This is a genomic window from Erwinia sorbitola (assembly GCF_009738185.1).
Taxonomy (GTDB): Bacteria; Pseudomonadota; Gammaproteobacteria; order Enterobacterales; family Enterobacteriaceae; genus Erwinia; species Erwinia sorbitola.
On record NZ_CP046509.1, the window covers coordinates 1,537,090 to 1,555,523 of the forward strand.

Sequence of the window (18,434 nt, forward strand, 5' to 3'; positions counted from 1 at the left end):
TATTACTGATAAGTATTATCATTTGCTTTATTTTAACCGCCATTAACATGTTAAAGCAGGTATTCAGAATGAGCTTGACCCAGGAGCCCGTACAGCATGCGGGGAAAGTGGTGCCCGAAGGTGTGATGGGGCGCTACCATCAACTGTTACGCCACCGGTTAATGATTATGGCTGTGCTGGTCTTGGCTATTTTAGCTTCACTGGTACTGGATTTTACCTTAGGCCCGTCCGGCCTTTCGTTACAGGTGCTGTGGCAAACGCTGCTGTCGCCGGACACGGTTGATGCCGGAACCCGGGTGATTGTCTGGGATATTCGCCTGCCGTATGCGCTGATGGCGGTAGTGGTTGGCCTGGGGCTGGGGCTGGCCGGGGCAGAAATGCAAACCATCCTTAATAACCCGCTGGCCAGTCCGTTTACCCTTGGTGTCTCTTCGGCGGCGGCCTTTGGCGCAGCGCTGGCAATCGTTCTGGGTATTGGTATTCCCGGTATTCCCGACCAGTGGTTTATCTCTGCTAATGCTTTTGTCTTTGCGCTGATTGCCGCGCTGATGCTGGATGCGGTGACGCGCTGGACGCAGGTTTCCACCTCCGGCGTGGTGCTGTTTGGTATTGCGCTGGTATTCACTTTTAACGCGCTGGTTTCAATGATGCAGTTTATCGCCAGCGAAGACACCTTACAGGGGCTGGTTTTCTGGACAATGGGCAGCCTGGCGCGTGCTTCGTGGGAAAAACTGGGGGTTCTCTGTATCGCTTTGCTGATTCTGGTACCGTTCTCGATGTTAAGCGCATGGAAGCTGACGGCGCTGCGTCTGGGTGAAGATCGGGCGGTAAGTTTTGGCATTGATGTGCGTCGTCTGCGTCTGGTTACGCTGCTGCGCATCAGTGTTATTTCTGCCCTTGCGGTGGCCTTTGTCGGGCCGATTGGCTTTATTGGCCTGGTTGCTCCGCATATTGCGCGTATGGTGTTTGGTGAAGATCACCGCTTCTATCTGCCTGCCAGTGCGCTGACCGGGGCGCTGGTGCTGTCGATGGCGTCGGTGGTGTCGAAGAACCTGATCCCCGGCGTGATTATTCCGGTGGGCATTGTCACCTCGCTGGTGGGTGTTCCGTTCTTCCTGAGTATTATTCTGCGCCATCGGGGGAGTGTCTGATGCAGGGGCTGAAAATTAGCGGCTTTGATGCCGGTTATCCAAAACGTCAGGTGATCAGCAACCTTAATGTACCGCTGCTGCCGCGTGGCAAAATCACTGTGCTGCTGGGGCCGAACGGCTGCGGTAAATCAACGCTGTTACGATCGCTCGCCGGGCTTAATCGTGCCAAAGGTGAACTGTGGCTTAACGGTGAAGATCTGATGGCGCTGCCGTTTGCCCGCCGCGCCTCACGGGTGGTCTATCTGCCGCAGTCGCTGCCTGCCGGGGTACACCTGCACGTGCTGGAGTCGATTATCGTGGCGCAGCGCGCCAGCGGCGGCCGCAGCAATGCCGCCAGCGAAGCCGAAGTGATGACGCTGCTGGAGCAGCTGGGTATTGCCCATCTTGCGCTCAGTTATCTTGATCAACTTTCCGGCGGGCAGAAGCAGTTAGTCGGCCTGGCGCAGTCGCTGATCCGCCGCCCGGAGCTGCTGCTGCTTGACGAGCCATTAAGTGCACTCGATCTGAACTACCAGTTTCACGTAATGGATCTGGTTCGGCGTGAAACCCGGCTGCGCAATATTGTGACCGTAGTGGTGGTGCATGATATCAATATCGCGCTGCGCCATAGCGAGCACGTGCTGATGTTACAGAACGGCGAACTGATGGCGGATGGTTTACCGGAAGAGGTGATTACGCCGGATAGTCTGGCACGGGTCTACGGGGTGAAAGGGCGCATTGAGCGCTGTTCGCAGGGGGTACCACAGGTGCTGATTGACGGGTTAGTGGCAGAGGCTATCAGCTAGCGCGGGTATAACCCTTACATTCCTGGGCGATGCGGTGGTATTGGCAGGGGCGGGCGTACCCGACTCCTGTGGTTCGGTGGTATTTGGTAGGGGCGAGGCATGCCTCGCCCTGAGTCAGAGTTGCCACCCGTGCGCGATTTACACCAACAGATGTTTCGCGTGAAAGCGCAAATGATCTTCCACAAAACTGGCGATAAAGAAGTAACTATGATCGTAACCCGGCTGAATACGCACGGTAAGCGGATAGCCGAGATCTTCAGCAATCTCCTCCAGCCGCTGCGGCCTGAGCTGGTCGGCAAGGAACTGATCGCTGTCCCCCTGATCGACCAGCATCGGCAGCACGGCACCGCCGTTACGCATCAGCCAGCAGCTGTCATACTGCTGCCACGTACTGACATCAGCACCCAGATAGGCCCGGAATGCTTTCTGCCCCCATGCCACTTCCAGCGGATTGACGATTGGCGCAAACGCCGACACTGAACTAAACCTACCCGGATTACGCAGCGCAATCATCAGCGCGCCGTGACCACCCATTGAGTGCCCCATTATCGCCTGACGATCGCTGACGCTGAAATTACCGGCAATCAGTGCAGGCAGCTCGGTGTTGATGTAATCGTACATGCGAAAATGCGTCGCCCAGGGCGCTTCGGTAGCATTCAGATAGAATCCGGCACCCTGACCGAGATCGTAACCTTCATCGTTGGCAACCTCTTCGCCACGCGGACTGGTATCCGGCATCACCAGCACCAGCCCAAGCTCCGCCGCCACGCGCTGTGCGCCGGACTTTACGCTGAAGTTTTCGTCACTGCAGGTCAGCCCTGCCAGGAAGTACACCACCGGCGGCGGCGTACTGCTCTTAGGCCCGGGTAAAAAGATACTGAAAGTCATCGCGCAGTTCAGGCTTGTTGACTGGTGGCGATAGCGCTGCTGCCAGCCGCCAAACAGACGATGCTCTTCCAGAAGTTCCAGGGTCGATGGCATCCTTTCCTCTCTTATTTTTTAGCGAAATGCACCACGGAACGAATCGACTTCCCTTCATGCATCAGGTCGAACGCGTCGTTAATCTCTTCCAGCGGCATGGTATGGGTAATAAAGTCATTCAGCTGGAACTCACCGTTCATATAGCGCTCAACAATGCCCGGCAGCTGTGAACGGCCTTTCACTCCACCAAAGGCGGAGCCGCGCCATACGCGCCCGGTGACCAGCTGGAATGGACGGGTTGAGATCTCTTCACCCGCACCGGCCACGCCAATAATCACTGATTCGCCCCAGCCTTTGTGGCAGCACTCAAGGGCAGAACGCATTACGTTGACGTTACCGATACATTCGAACGAGTAGTCGACGCCGCCATCGGTCATCTCAACGATAACGTCCTGAATCGGCTTATCAAAATCTTTCGGGTTGATCAGATCCGTGGCACCCAGTTTGCGCGCCAGATCGTACTTGCTGGTATTGATATCAATACCGATGATACGGCCTGCTTTGGCCATTTTCGCACCGATAATCGCCGACAGGCCAATGCCGCCAAGGCCGAAGATCGCTACGGTATCGCCTTCTTTCACTTTCGCGGTATTGGTGACTGCGCCCATACCGGTGGTAACACCGCAGCCCAGCAAACAGACCTCTTCCAGCGGTGCTTCTTTGCTGATTTTAGCCAGCGAGATTTCCGGAATAACAGTGTATTCAGAGAAAGTCGACGTACCCATATAGTGGAAAATAGGCTGACCATCTTTAAAGAAGCGGGTGGTGCCGTCTGGCATTAAACCTTTACCCTGGGTGGTACGGATCGCCTGGCACAGGTTGGTTTTACCTGACAGACAGAACTTACATTTACCGCACTCCGGGGTGTACAGCGGGATAACATGGTCGCCCACTGCCACGCTGGTAACGCCTTCGCCAACGGCTTCCACTACGCCGCCGCCTTCATGGCCGAGTACCGCCGGGAATACGCCTTCAGGATCTTTACCTGACAGGGTGTAAGCATCGGTGTGACATACGCCGGTTGCGACGATACGTACCAGCACTTCACCTTTCTGCGGTGGCATCAGGTCAAGTTCTTCAATTTTCAGCGGTTCGCCGGGGGCCCATGCTACGGCGGCGCGTGTTTTAATCATCTGCATGTGTTGCTCCTGTGATTCGGGATAGAGATATAGACAGATATGACCAGCGTATCTGCGGCGCAAAACACGCCAGTTAAAATCAATAGCTGCCCCTGAGGGGGGCGAAGTGTTTAAGTTATAAGCGTAACCAGGCTTGACGGAAACAGCGGCTAATCGCTGGACTTCTCATCAAATTGTTCAATAATCAGATACTTCAGCGCCTCAACATTGGGCGTGAAAGCGTCGCGTCGCCATACCAGCAGAGTGGCGGTATCGCGTATCTCTGGCGGCAGCGGATGCTGGCGTACGCGCTCATGGCCCGGCATCTGTGCCAGCACCGCTGCGGGCAGTAGCGCCAGTCCGCCTCCGCAGGCAACGCAGGCCAGCATAGAGTGATAGGACTGTATCTCCATCACATTGCCCGGCTGAACGCCCGCATTGCGGAACCAGTTCTCAAAACGAATGCGGTAGGAACAGCCCGGACGAAAAGCAAACAGCGTGCTGCCAGCGGCATCGGCCGCTGTCACGATATCGGCATGTTCCAGACTGGAAATCAGCACCATCTGCTCGGGAAAAGCGACGCAGCTGTTGAGTTCATCGGCATTAACCGGCCCATCCGCCAGCGCGGCGGCCAGCGTTCCGGCGCGGACTTTTTCGATAATCTCCGAAGAGGTACCGGTACTCAGCGCAAAATTGACCGCCGGATAACGCTGATGAAACTCCGCGAGCAACGAAGGCAGGCGTGTGGCGGCGGTGCTCTCCATTGAACCAAGAGCAAAGTTGCCTGCGGGTTTACCGCCGTGCGCCATATTAAGCGCTTCTTCGCTCAGGGCGAGGATCCGCTGGGCATAACAGAGAAAATTGTGGCCCATCGGTGACAGGCGCAGACGCTGCTTTTCGCGGATAAACAGATCGGTGCCCAGCTCCTCTTCCAGCTGACGCAGGCGCGTGGTGAGGTTTGAGGGCACCCGATGTAACTGCTCTGCCGCCCGCACAACGGAACCACTGTCGGCCACTGCGCAAAACATTTTAAGTTGAGTCAGATCCATGTGTTCTCTTATCGTGAGCAACTTCGTTAGTATTATTCACTTTTCGTGATTCTAACCATCACTCATGCTGATGGCAACTGAAAATCGACTCTGGAGTCAAAATGGCGGTACGTGTCGCGTTGTGTGCTTTTCTGACGTTGGTAGTGGCAATGGGCATCGGGCGTTTTGCCTTTACGCCGCAGGTACCCTTAATGATAGGTGAACATCAGCTGTCGCTGACCAGCGCCGCCGTGGTAGCAGCGTTTAACTACCTTGGTTACCTGTGCGGCTCGTTTGATGCGATGCGCGCAACCCGGCGCGTTGAGTGGCGCTTACAGGCCGGAGTCTGGGGGGCCGTTGCGCTGACGCTGCTGTCAGCCTGGGTTTCCGGCCCGTGGCAGCATGGCGTGGTGCGTTTCCTGATTGGCTGGGCCAGCGGCTGGGCAATGGTGCTGATTGCTGCCTGGAGCAATGAACAGCTGCACCGCCATCAGCGCCCCGGGCTGAGTGCCGCTGTGTTCGCCGGACCAGGAACCGGGATCTTTATCAGCGGAATGCTGGCGGTGTGGCTGCATAGCCAGCAGGTCAGCGCTGCCTGGGCGTGGGGGGCTTACGGGGTGCTGGCGCTGATTCTGGTGGCGTTTATCGCCCGCACTCTGCCGCGCACAGGAGAGCTGCACCGCCCGGAAACCGCCCCGGAGCCGCTGCGTCTGACGCCTGGTCTGAAACGGCTGGTCTGGAGCTACAGCCTTGCCGGATTTGGCTATATTCTGCCCGCCACTTTTCTGTCGCAGATGGCGACCACGCGCTTCCCCGGGCTGATCAGCCAGTTTGTCTGGCCGGTGTTTGGCGGGGCGGCGGTGGCAGGGATCGCTATCGGCATTCTGACCCGCCATCTGGGTAACAGCAATCGCCGCCTTGCGCTGGTACTTGGGGTGCAGGCGTTGGGAGTTTTCGCTTCAGATTTGATCCCCGGGCTGGGTGGTCTGGCGCTGGGTTCGGCATTGATCGGCGGTGGCTTCCTCTGCGTAGTGCAGCTCTCTCTGCAATATGCCCGCGAGCTTGCTCCGCTGCATACGCGCTATTTAGCCGGACTACTGACCACCGGCTATGCAGTAGGTCAGCTGGTTGGCCCGCTGCTGTCGGCCCTCTCGACTGCGCTGACTCACCGTCTGGAGCCTGCGCTGTACGTTGCCGGGGGGGCACTGCTGGTGGCCGGGGCGCTGGTGTGGCAGCGCGAAGCAGCGGCTAAATGAAAGTGTTTCATCGACATTTAAATTGATTCACTGGATCGGACACCGATTGTGTTTCAAAATAGCGTCTCAGAAATCCCCTTTATTATAAAATCCATTGGGGATTGGATTTTGGTCAGACACCTGCTGGAGAAAAGAAACACATGGCGACGTTAAGTCAGGAAGCCACACTGGTTCATGAGGCGCTGGTTGCTCGTGGCCTGGAAACCCCGCTGCGTTCACCCGTGCGTGATATGGACGATGACACCCGTAAAAAGCTAATTGCGGGCCATATGACCGAAATCATGCAGCTGCTCAATCTGGATCTGGAAGATGACAGTCTGGCTGAGACGCCGCAGCGTATTGCAAAAATGTATGTTAATGAGGTCTTTTCCGGCCTGGATTACGCAAACTTCCCAAAAATTACCGTCATTGAAAATAAGATGAAGGTTGATGAAATGGTGACAGTACGCGATATCACCCTGACCAGTACCTGCGAGCATCACTTTGTGATTATCGACGGTCAGGCGACCGTGGCCTATATCCCGAAAGAGAAGGTGATTGGCCTGTCGAAGATCAACCGTATTGTGCAGTTCTTCTCCTCGCGTCCGCAGGTGCAGGAGCGCTTAACTCAGCAGATTCTCGTCGCACTGCAAACGCTGCTGGGTACCAGCAATGTTGCCGTCTCTATTGATGCGGTGCACTACTGTGTGAAAGCGCGTGGCATTCGCGATGCTACCAGCGCCACCACTACCACCTCGCTTGGCGGGCTGTTTAAGTCCAGCCAGAATACGCGCCAGGAGTTTCTGCGCTCGGTACGTCATCGCTGATAGATTTTGCAGGGTCAGGCATACTGCCTGGCCCCTACAGGAATGCCTCAATGTCCCGTATTCTCCCGCTCGATTTTATTCGGGGTCTGGCGATCCTCGGCATTCTCCTGCTGAATATCACTGCTTTTGGCCTGCCGAAGGCGGCCTATCTTAATCCTGCCTGGCAAGGGCTGCCCTCACTCAGTGATTTTCTGGTGTGGGCGGCGATGGATCTTTTCGCTCAGGCTAAATTTCTTACCCTCTTTGCTATCCTGTTTGGTGCCGGGCTGCAATTGCTGTTGCCGCGCGGTAAACGCTGGATACAGTCACGTCTCTCATGGCTGGTGATTTTCGGTTTTCTGCATGCGTTGCTGCTCTGGGAAGGGGATATTTTGCTGGCCTACGGTCTCACCGGGCTGGTGGCCTGGCGCATGATCCGCGATGTGTCCGGCACCCGGCAGCTGTTCAATACCGGGGTGATGCTGTATCTCATCGGTAGCGCAGTGCTGGTCGTGCTGGGAATGGCCTCCGGGCCGAATCCGAACAGTTCGTGGCTGCCAGGGGCGGCTGAGGTGCAGTATGAGACCTTCTGGCGCACTCACGGCGGCTGGGAGGCGATGTTCAACCGTCTGGATATGCTTGGTTCGGCACTTATGGCGCTGGCGGCGCAGTATGGCTGGCAGCTGGCAGGTCTGATGATGCTGGGAGCAGCACTGATGCGCAGCGGCTGGCTGCGTGGTACCTGGAGCCTGCAACACTATCGCCGTAGCGGCCTGCTGCTGGTGAGCCTTGGCATGCTGATTGAGATGGTCTCTGTCGCGTTACAATGGCACGTCAAATGGGAGTTCCGCTGGGCGGGATTCTTCCTCCAGGTGCCGCGTGAAATCAGTGCGCCGCTACAGGCGCTGGGCTATGCCGCGCTCTGCTTTGGCTGGTGGCCTCAGCTACAGCGTTTTCGCCTCACCCAAACGGTGAGCGCCGTTGGCCGCATGGCGCTCTCAAACTATCTGTTACAGACTCTGATTTGCACCACGCTGTTCAATCACTTTGCGTTATTTAATCAGCTCGACCGCTTGCAATTACTGCTGATTGTGCCGCTGGTCTGGGTGGTTAACCTGCTGTTTTCCCACTACTGGTTACGCATTTACCCTCAGGGACCGGTTGAATGGTTATGGCGTCAGCTCACCAGCGCCGGAATATCGTCTCAGGGTAAAAAACCAGCGGAAGATGATGTTCATCACAAAGGTTAAAAAATTGTATGTAACCGTTTTCAAGCCTGTGACGGAATTCACGTAGCACGCCGCTTCCGCCTGACAGAATAGACGCCAGAATGCGTCTGGGTAGGAAGGGCTATGCAAAAATTATACTTCGGTGGTAATCCCCTATGATTACCATACGTGATGTCGCTCGTGAGGCAGGTGTGTCTGTTGCTACGGTCTCGCGGGTACTGAATAACAGTGCCGCAGTGACCGAAGAGACCCGCGAGACGGTGCTGAAAACGGTTGCACGCCTCGGCTATCGCCCGAATGCGAATGCGCAGGCGCTGGCGACTCAGGTCAGCGATACCATCGGTGTGGTGGTAATGGACGTGTCCGATCCCTTCTTTGGTGCGCTGGTAAAAGCGGTAGACACCGTGGCCCAGCGCCTGCAAAAACATGTGTTAATCAACAACTCCTATCATCAGGCGGATAAAGAGCGCCATGCGATTGAAGTGCTGATTCGTCAGCGCTGTAACGCCCTGATTGTTCATGCAAAAGCGTTATCAGATCAGGAGCTGGCCGGGCTGATGCAGCAAGTGCCGGGGATGGTGCTGGTCAACCGTATTGTGCCGGGTTTTGCCCATCGCTGTGTCTGCCTCGACAATGTCAGCGGGGCGCTAATGGCGATGCGTATGCTGCAACAGCACGGCCATCAGCGTATCGGTTACCTGGGTTCTGTCCATCCGATTGAAGATAACGACCAGCGTCGTGAAGGGTGGGCGCAGGCGTTAAGCGAGCAGGGGATTACTCCGGTTGAAAGCTGGTGTGCCAGTGGTGAACCTGATTTACAGGGGGGCGAAGCAGCGATGGTGGAACTGCTCGGCCGCAACCTGCATCTTACTGCGGTATTTGCCTATAACGACAGCATGGCGGCCGGCGCGCTGGCAGCGTTGAAAGATAACGGTATTGCAGTGCCACAGCAGCTCTCAGTGGTGGGCTTCGATGATATTCCTATTTCGCGCTATACCGATCCGCAGTTGAGTACCGTGCGTTACCCGATTGTTTCTATGGCAAAACTGGCCACTGAACTGGCACTAAAAGGAGCCGCCGGGGAACTGGACAGCAGCGCCAGGCACTGCTTTATGCCGACTCTGGTCAGACGCCATTCGGTGGCAATGCGACAAAATGTGGCGGCCGTCACTAACTCAGGCGAATCTCAGATGTAACCGTTTCCAATCTGTGAGTAAATTCACAGTTAATTAACAACGCCTTCTCTATGATGGCAGCGTATGCAGGGTTTGAAACATTATGTAACGGCGCAACGGCCCCTTATCACGGCCTTTTGCCCTCCCTGCGAAACAGTTTCACACACAGCATTCAGGAAGCGTTCCGTACAGGGAAGTCGGGTTTGATGTTAGCTATCATCGGTGCCGCTGATCATAGATTTAACATTTTGCGTCACCGTTAATAAACTGATCGCCCCGTGCTTCCTCACTGAAGAGCACGCGGCGTTGAGTACTACCCTACAAAAACCGGAGATACCATGAATAAGAAGGTTTTCACTCTCAGCGCCCTGGTTGCCAGCATGCTGTTTGGCGCAACTGCTCAGGCAGCAGATACCCGTATTGGTGTAACAATTTATAAGTATGACGACAACTTTATGTCGGTAGTGCGCAAGGATATTGAGAAAGAAGCCAAGAGCAACCCGGGTATTCAGCTGTTAATGAATGACTCGCAGAACAGCCAGTCTACTCAGAACGACCAGGTAGACGTACTGGTTGCCAAAGGTGTTAAAGCCCTGGCAATTAACCTGGTTGACCCGGCCGCTGCTGCGGTAGTGATCAGCAAAGCAAAAGCTAACGACATTCCTGTGGTGTTCTTCAACAAAGAGCCAACGGCAAAAGCGCTGGCCAGCTACGACAAAGCTTACTACGTCGGTACTGACTCTAAAGAGTCTGGCGTTAAGCAGGGCGAGCTGATTGAGAAACACTGGAAAGCCAATGCTAACTGGGATCTGAATAAAGATGGTCAGATTCAGTTCGTGCTGCTGAAAGGCGAACCAGGTCACCCGGATGCGGAAGCCCGTACTAAATACGTGATCGACACGCTGAATAAAGATGGTGTGAAAACCCAGCAGCTGCATCTGGATACCGCTATGTGGGATACCGCACAGGCGAAAGATAAGATGGATGCGTGGTTATCTGGTCCGAACGGCAACAAAATTGAAGTGGTTATCGCTAACAACGATGCAATGGCAATGGGCGCAGTGGAAGCACTGAAAGCGCATAACAAGTCATCTGTACCGGTATTTGGTGTGGATGCCCTGCCAGAAGCGCTGGCGATGGTTAAATCGGGCGCAATGGCCGGTACCGTGCTGAACGATGCGAAAAACCAGGCGAAAGCGACCATTGATATGGCAATCAACCTGGCGGCGGGTAAACCTGCCACTGAAGGCACAGACTACAAACTGGATGGCAAAGTGGTTCGCGTTGCCTATGTACCGGTAGACAAAGACAACCTGGCAGATCTGCCTAAATAAGTTCTATCTGATAACGGGTGCGTATATTAAGCACCCGTTTTAAGATGTTAATTAATACCTGTAATAATTCAAGCTGCGTCCAACGCATCTGTCGCTTGAAGAATGAAGGGTAGATACTCTTTCAGCCGGGTAGATATATGGGCAGCGATAACGTGCAAACACAGCGCGAATTTCTACTGGAGATGACTGACGTCAGTAAGTCATTCCCCGGGGTTAAAGCGCTCGATAATGTAAATTTAAAAGTCCGTCCACACTCAATTCACGCCTTAATGGGCGAGAATGGTGCCGGTAAGTCAACACTTTTAAAATGCCTTTTTGGTATTTACAGTAAAGATACAGGGAGCATTCTTTTTCAGGGCGAGGAAATTAATTACAAGAGCTCTAAAGAGGCGCTGGAAAATGGCGTGTCGATGGTGCATCAGGAATTAAACCTGGTTCTGCAACGTACCGTAATGGATAACATGTGGCTTGGTCGTTATCCTAAGAAGGGCTTTTTCGTCGATCAGGATAAAATGTATCGCGATACTAAAGCGATTTTCGACGAGCTTGATATTGATATTGATCCACGGGATAAAGTTATTTCGTTGTCTGTTTCGCAAATGCAGATGATCGAAATTGCTAAAGCGTTTTCCTACAACGCGAAAATCGTCATTATGGATGAGCCAACCTCATCATTGACGGAAAAAGAAGTGAACCATCTGTTTACGATTATTCGTAAGCTGAAGGATCGCGGCTGCGGCATTATCTATATCTCACATAAGATGGAAGAGATTTTCCAACTGTGTGATGAGATTACTATCCTGCGCGACGGTCAGTGGATCGCTACTCAGCCGCTGGAAGGGCTGGATATGGATAAGATCATCGCTATGATGGTCGGGCGATCGCTGAATCAGCGTTTCCCGGATAAAACCAACGTGCCGGGTGAAACTATCCTTGAAGTACGTAACCTGACCTCTCTGCGTCAACCGTCGATTCGTGATATCTCCTTTGATCTGCGCAAGGGCGAAATCCTTGGCATTGCAGGCCTGGTGGGGGCGAAGCGTACAGATATCGTTGAGACGCTGTTTGGTATTCGCGAGAAGTCGGGCGGAACAATCAAGCTGCACGGTAAAACAATTAATAACCACAGTGCCAATGAAGCCATTAATCATGGTTTTGCGCTGGTGACCGAAGAACGCCGTTCTACCGGGATCTACGCTTATCTTGATATTGGTTTTAACTCGCTGATTTCAAATATCAGCAAATATAAAAACAGCATTGGCCTGCTGGATAATACCCGGATGAAAAGTGATACGCAGTGGGTCATTGATTCAATGCGGGTAAAAACACCGGGGCACCATACGTCGATTGGCTCATTATCAGGCGGTAACCAGCAGAAGGTTATTATTGGGCGCTGGTTATTAACCCAGCCGGAAATATTGATGCTCGACGAACCGACTCGTGGTATTGACGTTGGGGCGAAATTTGAAATCTATCAGTTGATTTCAGAACTGGCGAAGAAAGGTAAGGGCATTATTATTATCTCTTCTGAAATGCCAGAGTTATTGGGCATTACCGATCGTATCCTGGTAATGAGTAATGGCCTGGCCGCAGGCATTGTCGAAACGAAGACTACCACGCAAAACGAAATATTGCGTTTGGCATCGTTGCACCTTTAATGATGTAAGGGCTGTTACTATGAAAGCAGTGAATAAAAAAAGTTTGCTCACCTGGCTGAAAGAAGGTGGGATTTATGTGGTGCTGCTGGTATTACTGGCCATCATTATTATCCAGGATCCAACGTTCTTAAGTTTAATGAACCTGAGTAATATTCTTACGCAATCGTCTGTACGTGTGATTATTGCGCTGGGTGTTGCCGGTCTGATTGTGACTCAGGGTACTGACCTCTCAGCAGGTCGTCAGGTGGGGCTGGCGGCGGTTGTCGCCGCGACGCTGTTACAGGCGATGGATAATGCCAATAAGGTGTTTCCGCACCTGGATACTCTGCCAATCGCCGTGGTGATCGCTATTGTCTGTGCAATTGGCGCGGTAATTGGTCTGGTCAACGGCCTGATTATTGCTTACCTGAAGGTGACACCGTTTATCACCACGCTGGGTACGATGATCATCGTTTACGGCGTTAACTCACTGTATTACGACTATGTAGGCGCTTCTCCGGTCGCTGGCTTTGACGAGAAGTTCTCCACCTTTGCTCAGGGCTTCCTGCGTCTGGGTGATTTCAAACTCTCGTACATTACTTTCTACGCGATTATCGCCATCTTCGTGGTGTGGATCTTGTGGAATAAAACGCGCTTCGGTAAAAATATTTTCGCCATCGGTGGTAACCCGGAAGCGGCGAGAGTGTCAGGCGTTAACGTTCCGTTCAACCTGATCCTGGTTTATGCCCTGTCCGGTGTGTTCTATGCCTTTGGCGGGATGCTGGAAGCGGGCCGTATCGGTTCTGCTACCAACAACCTCGGCTTTATGTATGAACTGGATGCGATTGCCGCCTGTGTGGTCGGCGGGGTGTCGTTTGCGGGCGGTGTGGGTACGGTAGCAGGCGTGGTGACCGGGGTGATTATCTTTACGGTTATCAACTACGGCCTGACTTATATCGGCGTTAACCCTTACTGGCAGTACATCATCAAGGGCGGCATTATCATCTTTGCGGTAGCGCTGGATTCCCTGAAGTACGCACGTAAGAAGTAATTTTTCAGAATACGCAGAGGTCGGGGTACGCCCGATCTTAAAAAGGGCGAGGTATACCTCGCCCTTACTATTTCTTACGCTGTATATCCAGCAGCTGCTCCGGTGTCACCGCCGGGTAACTCTGGGCATCCTCAGGCACTTCATGCCGGGCGGGGATGGGCACCAGGGGCCCAAGGAAGCGCGGTTCACGCTTCATCAGATACAGATCAGCCAGCGCTCCAAGACGGGCGCCCACTTCGCGCATGCGCACACTCCACATATTCTTCGGCGAAGGCACCGCATAACACTGCGCCTGAATCCCCATATGCAGCGCAATAAACAGCGCACGTTCACAGTGGAAACGCTGGGTGATAATAATAAAGTCGTTGGTATCAAATACCTTGCGGGTGCGCACAATCGAATCAAGGGTACGGAAACCGGCGTAATCCAGCACAATATCGGCGGGCTGCACGCCTGCGGCAATCAGGTCACGGCGCATGGTCATCGGCTCGTTATAACTTTGCAGCGCATTGTCACCGCTTAACAGCAGATAGTTCACCTTGCCGCTGTTGTAAGCATTAATCGCGCCCTGAATACGATAAAGGTAATACTGATTGATCACCCCGGTACGGTAATACTTGGCGGTACCCAGCACCACACCAACCTGGCGATGTGGCAGTGCTTTCATATCGTCATAAACGTAGGGGGCAGTTTTCCAGCTCATCCAGCGATCGAGGCCCAGCGCGGTCAGAACCACCAGGGTGATGATGATAATCAGACCATAAATCAGGCGTTTCAACATGCTGAACGTGGCTCGGGTTGGCAGTGGAGAGTGGATTCAAGGCTACTTGAGGCGGGGAGGTGAAGCAAGTCGCACAGCGCCGGATGGGGGTTTTTCAGTCAAAAATCCCCTTCCTGAAGCACGATAACGCCAGGCAGGAAGGGGGATCGGCCGTTCTCAGATAGATGTACGACGATAATTACGATACTGCGGCAGCCAGAAATTGGCCGCGATGGCTTTTGACAGCACATCTTCTGAGGTCACAACCGCGACGCCAGACAGCTGTGCCGCTTTACCTACCGCCATGGCGATCAGTTTGGATACGCCCTGAATATCCTGCACTTCAGGCAGTACCGGGCCTGCACCATCGTTAACCAGCGGTGAGCAATCAGCCAGCGCCCGGCTGGCAGCCATCAGCATGCTGTCCGTCACGCGGGTAGCGCCAGACGCAATAACGCCAAGGCCAATGCCCGGGAAGATATAGGAGTTATTACACTGGGCAATAGGGTAGGTTTTATCTTTCCAGGTCACCGGAGAGAACGGGCTGCCGGTAGCAACCAGTGCGTTACCGTCAGTCCACGCCATAATATCCTGCGGAGTTGCTTCCACGCGTGAAGTTGGGTTTGACAGCGGCATGATGATTGGGCGGGCACAATGTTTATGCATTTCACGCACGATCTCTTCGCTGAACAGACCCGGCTGGCCGGATACACCAATCATAATATTTGGCTGGACATTACGCACTACATCCAGCAGTGACAGTGAGTCGCTGCTGCTGTCCCAGCTGGTCAGACTCTCACTTTTCTGCACCAGTTTGCTCTGGAAGTTCAGCAGGTTTGGCAGCTTATCGGTCAGCAGGCCGAAGCGGTCAACCATAAACACGCGGCCACGGGCTTCTTCATCGCTGAGACCTTCTGATTTCATCTGCGCAATTATCTGCTCGGCGATACCGCAGCCAGCGGAGCCGGCACCGAGGAATACCACTTTCTGTTCACACAGCTTGCTGCCTGCCGCGCGACTGGCAGCAATCAGCGTACCCAGCGTTACCGCCGCAGTGCCCTGAATATCATCGTTAAAGCAGCAAACTTCATCGCGGTAGCGCTCCAGCAATGGCATCGCATTTTTCTGGGCAAAATCCTCAAACTGCAACAGCACATTTGGCCAGCGACTCTTCACCGCGTGGATAAAATCATTCACGAAGCTGTTGTACTCTTCGCCGGTTATGCGCGGATGACGCCAGCCCATATAGAGCGGGTCATTTAGCAACTGCTGGTTATTGGTACCAACATCCAGCACTACCGGCAGGGTATAGGCCGGGCTGATACCGCCGCAGGCGGTGTAGAGCGACAGTTTACCAATGGGGATCCCCATACCGCCGATGCCCTGGTCGCCCAGGCCAAGAATACGCTCACCGTCGGTGACCACGATCACCTTTACATTCTGCTTGGTGGCGTTCTGCAACATATCTTCGATGTTGGCGCGATTAGGGTAAGAGATAAACAGGCCGCGAGCGCGACGATAGATCTCAGAGAAGTGCTCACAGGCGGCACCCACCGTTGGGGTGTAGATAATCGGCATCATCTCTTCCAGATGATTGTCGAGCAGCCGATAGAACAGGGTTTCGTTGGTGTCCTGAATATTGCGCAGATAGACGTGTTTATCGTTATTGTTTTTGAAGTCCTGGAACTGTCGCCACGCGCGTGTTGCCTGCTCTTCAATAGTTTCGACAGTTTCAGGCAACAGGCCATTCAGATTGAAGTCGTTACGTTCTTCAATGGAGAAGGCACTACCTTTATTCAGAAGGGGGAATTCCAGCAAAATCGGGCCAGCATAAGGGATGTAAAGCGGTCGTTTACTTTCGTATTCGAGTTCCATGCAATTCATACTCTATTTTAGGAGCGGGGGTCGTGGGGCCAATCCTAAAATAATTCATCTGAAAGTACAGCTTTTGTTAACACGCAATAACAAAAGCTGCGATCTTTCTCTAACTACAAAGACTTTGTTACGCTTTAATCAGAGAAACCGTGGTGAAACGGTTACATCCAAGGGCTGCCAGCGTGGCTGAGGTGGCACTTTGCTGACTCAGCGTGGCATCCGGAGCTTCGGCCAGCACGGCGCGCTGGATATCATTCAGGCTGAATCCACTAAGACTGAGCAGATTCAGTGCGCCCTGAAGCGGAGGCAGGCTCGGATTAAATGCGGCGTTTTCCGCATAGCGCCCGGCAAAAATAGCCCCCTGGGTAGTTTGCAGCGCTACGCCACTCCACGCTTTACTGTAGGGGGCGTGGCTGTGGCTGGCAGCGGCGATGGCGGCCTGCTCCAGCGCATCGCCGGAGAGGGTGAAACCGTGATCGATATCGTCCATCAGCAGGGTGCTGATCGCCAGATCGCGTGGCCCGAAAGAGTCCGGCAGATAATCACCGAGCGTGGCCGCTGTACGGCCTGGCAGCTCAATGGTTAACTCGCTGCCGCTGTTCAGCTCATTCATAAACTGTCGGCAGTGGCCGCATGGCGTGTAGTTAACGGTGATGCATTCCAGTGCCTGCTCGCCCCGGAGCCAGGCATGGGTGACCGCGCTCTGTTCCGCGTGGACAGTCTGCTGCATCGTGGTACCGGTAAACTCCATATTGGCACCAAACCACAGCGTTCCGCTTTTGCCGCGGGCGATGGCGCCCACTTTAAAATCAGACAGGGGCGCGACAGCACAGGCCGCCGCCAGCGGCAGCAGAGCAAATGCCAGCTCGCTGTCAGTCAATCCGCAATGTTTTTTTATTTTGCTGGCCTGTGGTGCCGTAATAAATCCGGCGAAATCGTCAGCGGCCAAAATCGGCTGAATGGCGCTCTGTAACAGGGTGGGCAGCGTGGCAAATGCCAGTGAATAACGTGGGTGCATGATGGAGCCTCTTTCGCTTGATACAACCCATGTTAGTGGGCCGGCAGCCAGTTATATGTGATCTAAATCTCGCTATCAATGTAATAAATGAAATTGATTAGCAAAATGCGAGACTTATCGCAACTTTTAACCCCAGAGAGCCATCAGTAATGGAAATATAAAGGGTGCCATTAACGAGGTGATAATCCCGCACAGCACCAGCGCCAGCGAGCTGAACGCGCCTTCCTGATAATCGACCTCAGCAGCGCGGGCAGTACCGAGGGCATGTGATGCGTTACCAATTGCCAGCCCGCGGGCAGATTTACTGCGTACGCGCAGCAGGTTGAGCAGCATATGCCCGAATACGGCACCCAGTACACCTGCCAGCAGTACACAGATGGCGCTGATGGCCGGGATGCCGCCAAGCGTACCGGATATGGCCATCGCTATCGGCGTGGTGACTGACTTTGGCAGCAAAGTGGCGGCAATTTCCGGCGTGGCACCCAGCCATAGCGCAATAGCGGTACCGGAAATCATCGCCGTGATGCTCCCGATAAAACAGACGCTGATTATCGACTTCCAGCGCGAGCGAATCTGGTGAAGCTGCTCATACAGCGGCACGGCCAGCGCCACCACCGCCGGTTGCAGCAGTTCATTAAGCAGGGCGCTGCCCTGGAAGTAGCGGGCGTAGGGCATTTGCAGCAGCAGCAGTATGGGAATGATCACCACGATGGCAATCAGCAGCGGGTTGAAAATCGACAGTTTAACTTTCGTCGCCAGCCAGCGTGCGGCAAGGAATACCAGCACGGTAAGCGGCAGTGACCACCAGATATCACTCATCTTCAACTCCAGTGCGGCGGTTATGGCGGTTATTAAGGTGTTGCGACAGCAGCCCGATAGTGACCAGAACAATCAGGGTACTGACCACGCAGGAGATGACAATCGGCCCAAACTGAGCGGTGAGAATATCCACATCGTTCATCACGCCTACGCTTATCGGCACAAACAGCAGCGCCATATAACGGATCAGCACACTACAGCCCGGTTTAACCCAGTCAACGGGCATGATGCGTAATGAGAGCAGGAGAAACAGTGCCAGCATTCCCAGGATACTGCCGGGAATGGAGACAGGAAGAAGGGCAGACACGCCGCGCCCGGCATAGAGACAGAGATAAATAATGACGAAGGCACGAAGGTATTGCCAGACAATGAGGAGAGCGTTGCGCATGGATAGATCCCATAAAACGTAGGGGCGGGGGAGTCCCCGCCCGG

The 18,434-nt window shown here is 54.1% G+C and carries 17 protein-coding genes; 9 read left to right on the top strand and 8 right to left on the bottom strand.

Annotated features, from left to right (window positions below):
• Positions 1 to 68 precede the first annotated feature (68 nt).
• Both GN242_RS06840 and GN242_RS06845 read left to right on the top strand, forming a co-directional pair.
• Entirely contained in the window at positions 69 to 1,151 is a 1,083-nt protein-coding gene (locus GN242_RS06840) for a FecCD family ABC transporter permease (RefSeq protein ID WP_154751718.1), read from the top strand.
• Positions 1,151 to 1,936, top strand: coding sequence for an ABC transporter ATP-binding protein (locus GN242_RS06845; protein ID WP_374189534.1), 786 nt, complete (start codon positions 1,151 to 1,153; stop codon positions 1,934 to 1,936). The genes GN242_RS06840 and GN242_RS06845 overlap by 1 nt, the downstream gene beginning before the upstream one ends.
• Before the next feature lie 138 nt (positions 1,937 to 2,074).
• On the opposite strand, the gene fghA is transcribed toward GN242_RS06845, so the two are convergent.
• The 3 genes from fghA to ptrR all read right to left on the bottom strand — a co-directional run bounded on the left by fghA (position 2,075) and on the right by ptrR (position 5,084).
• Positions 2,075 to 2,917 carry an S-formylglutathione hydrolase gene (gene fghA / locus GN242_RS06850; protein ID WP_154751716.1) on the bottom strand — a complete coding sequence of 281 codons (843 nt, stop codon included), beginning with the start codon at positions 2,915 to 2,917 and terminating at the stop codon, positions 2,075 to 2,077.
• 11 nt (positions 2,918 to 2,928) lie between these two features.
• Positions 2,929 to 4,056, bottom strand: coding sequence for an S-(hydroxymethyl)glutathione dehydrogenase/class III alcohol dehydrogenase (locus tag GN242_RS06855; protein ID WP_156287109.1), 1,128 nt, complete (start codon positions 4,054 to 4,056; stop codon positions 2,929 to 2,931).
• A 149-nt stretch (positions 4,057 to 4,205) separates the two neighbouring features.
• Entirely contained in the window at positions 4,206 to 5,084 is an 879-nt protein-coding gene (ptrR, locus tag GN242_RS06860) for a putrescine utilization regulator PtrR (protein WP_154751714.1), read from the bottom strand.
• Positions 5,085 to 5,185: 101 nt separating this feature from the next.
• Between ptrR and GN242_RS06865 the strand changes: the two genes are divergently transcribed.
• The 7 genes from GN242_RS06865 to mglC all read left to right on the top strand — a co-directional run bounded on the left by GN242_RS06865 (position 5,186) and on the right by mglC (position 13,530).
• Positions 5,186 to 6,319 carry a YbfB/YjiJ family MFS transporter gene (locus GN242_RS06865; RefSeq protein WP_156287110.1) on the top strand — a complete coding sequence of 378 codons (1,134 nt, stop codon included), beginning with the start codon at positions 5,186 to 5,188 and terminating at the stop codon, positions 6,317 to 6,319.
• A gap of 140 nt (positions 6,320 to 6,459) precedes the next feature.
• The gene (gene folE, locus GN242_RS06870; protein ID WP_154751712.1) at positions 6,460 to 7,125 is read left to right on the top strand and encodes a GTP cyclohydrolase I FolE; all 666 of its coding nucleotides are present in this window, start codon (positions 6,460 to 6,462) and stop codon (positions 7,123 to 7,125) included.
• A gap of 50 nt (positions 7,126 to 7,175) precedes the next feature.
• Complete coding sequence (yeiB, locus tag GN242_RS06875) at positions 7,176 to 8,354, top strand: DUF418 domain-containing protein YeiB (protein ID WP_156287111.1); 1,179 nt, start codon at positions 7,176 to 7,178, stop codon at positions 8,352 to 8,354.
• Between the two features lie 134 nt (positions 8,355 to 8,488).
• Positions 8,489 to 9,529: an HTH-type transcriptional regulator GalS gene (galS, locus tag GN242_RS06880; RefSeq protein WP_156287112.1), complete on the top strand. Its 1,041-nt coding sequence runs from the start codon at positions 8,489 to 8,491 to the stop codon at positions 9,527 to 9,529.
• Between the two features lie 317 nt (positions 9,530 to 9,846).
• On the top strand, positions 9,847 to 10,842 hold the full coding sequence (gene mglB / locus GN242_RS06885) for a galactose/glucose ABC transporter substrate-binding protein MglB (protein ID WP_154751709.1): 996 nt from the start codon (positions 9,847 to 9,849) through the stop codon (positions 10,840 to 10,842).
• A 137-nt stretch (positions 10,843 to 10,979) separates the two neighbouring features.
• Positions 10,980 to 12,500 carry a galactose/methyl galactoside ABC transporter ATP-binding protein MglA gene (gene mglA / locus GN242_RS06890; RefSeq protein WP_154751708.1) on the top strand — a complete coding sequence of 507 codons (1,521 nt, stop codon included), beginning with the start codon at positions 10,980 to 10,982 and terminating at the stop codon, positions 12,498 to 12,500.
• A 19-nt stretch (positions 12,501 to 12,519) separates the two neighbouring features.
• A complete protein-coding gene (gene mglC, locus GN242_RS06895; protein WP_154751707.1) occupies positions 12,520 to 13,530 on the top strand; it encodes a galactose/methyl galactoside ABC transporter permease MglC in 1,011 nt (336 codons plus the stop codon).
• Between the two features lie 67 nt (positions 13,531 to 13,597).
• On the opposite strand, the gene sanA is transcribed toward mglC, so the two are convergent.
• From sanA to GN242_RS06920, 5 genes are all read right to left on the bottom strand, one after another.
• Positions 13,598 to 14,311 carry an outer membrane permeability protein SanA gene (gene sanA, locus GN242_RS06900; protein ID WP_154751706.1) on the bottom strand — a complete coding sequence of 238 codons (714 nt, stop codon included), beginning with the start codon at positions 14,309 to 14,311 and terminating at the stop codon, positions 13,598 to 13,600.
• A 156-nt stretch (positions 14,312 to 14,467) separates the two neighbouring features.
• On the bottom strand, positions 14,468 to 16,165 hold the full coding sequence (locus tag GN242_RS06905; RefSeq protein WP_154751705.1) for an NAD-dependent malic enzyme: 1,698 nt from the start codon (positions 16,163 to 16,165) through the stop codon (positions 14,468 to 14,470).
• Positions 16,166 to 16,292: 127 nt separating this feature from the next.
• On the bottom strand, positions 16,293 to 17,183 hold the full coding sequence (gene cdd, locus GN242_RS06910) for a cytidine deaminase (protein WP_156287113.1): 891 nt from the start codon (positions 17,181 to 17,183) through the stop codon (positions 16,293 to 16,295).
• A gap of 126 nt (positions 17,184 to 17,309) precedes the next feature.
• Positions 17,310 to 18,002, bottom strand: coding sequence for a CidB/LrgB family autolysis modulator (locus tag GN242_RS06915; RefSeq protein WP_154751703.1), 693 nt, complete (start codon positions 18,000 to 18,002; stop codon positions 17,310 to 17,312).
• Positions 17,995 to 18,390, bottom strand: coding sequence for a CidA/LrgA family protein (locus tag GN242_RS06920; RefSeq protein ID WP_154751702.1), 396 nt, complete (start codon positions 18,388 to 18,390; stop codon positions 17,995 to 17,997). The genes GN242_RS06915 and GN242_RS06920 overlap by 8 nt, the downstream gene beginning before the upstream one ends.
• Positions 18,391 to 18,434: the final 44 nt, after the last annotated feature.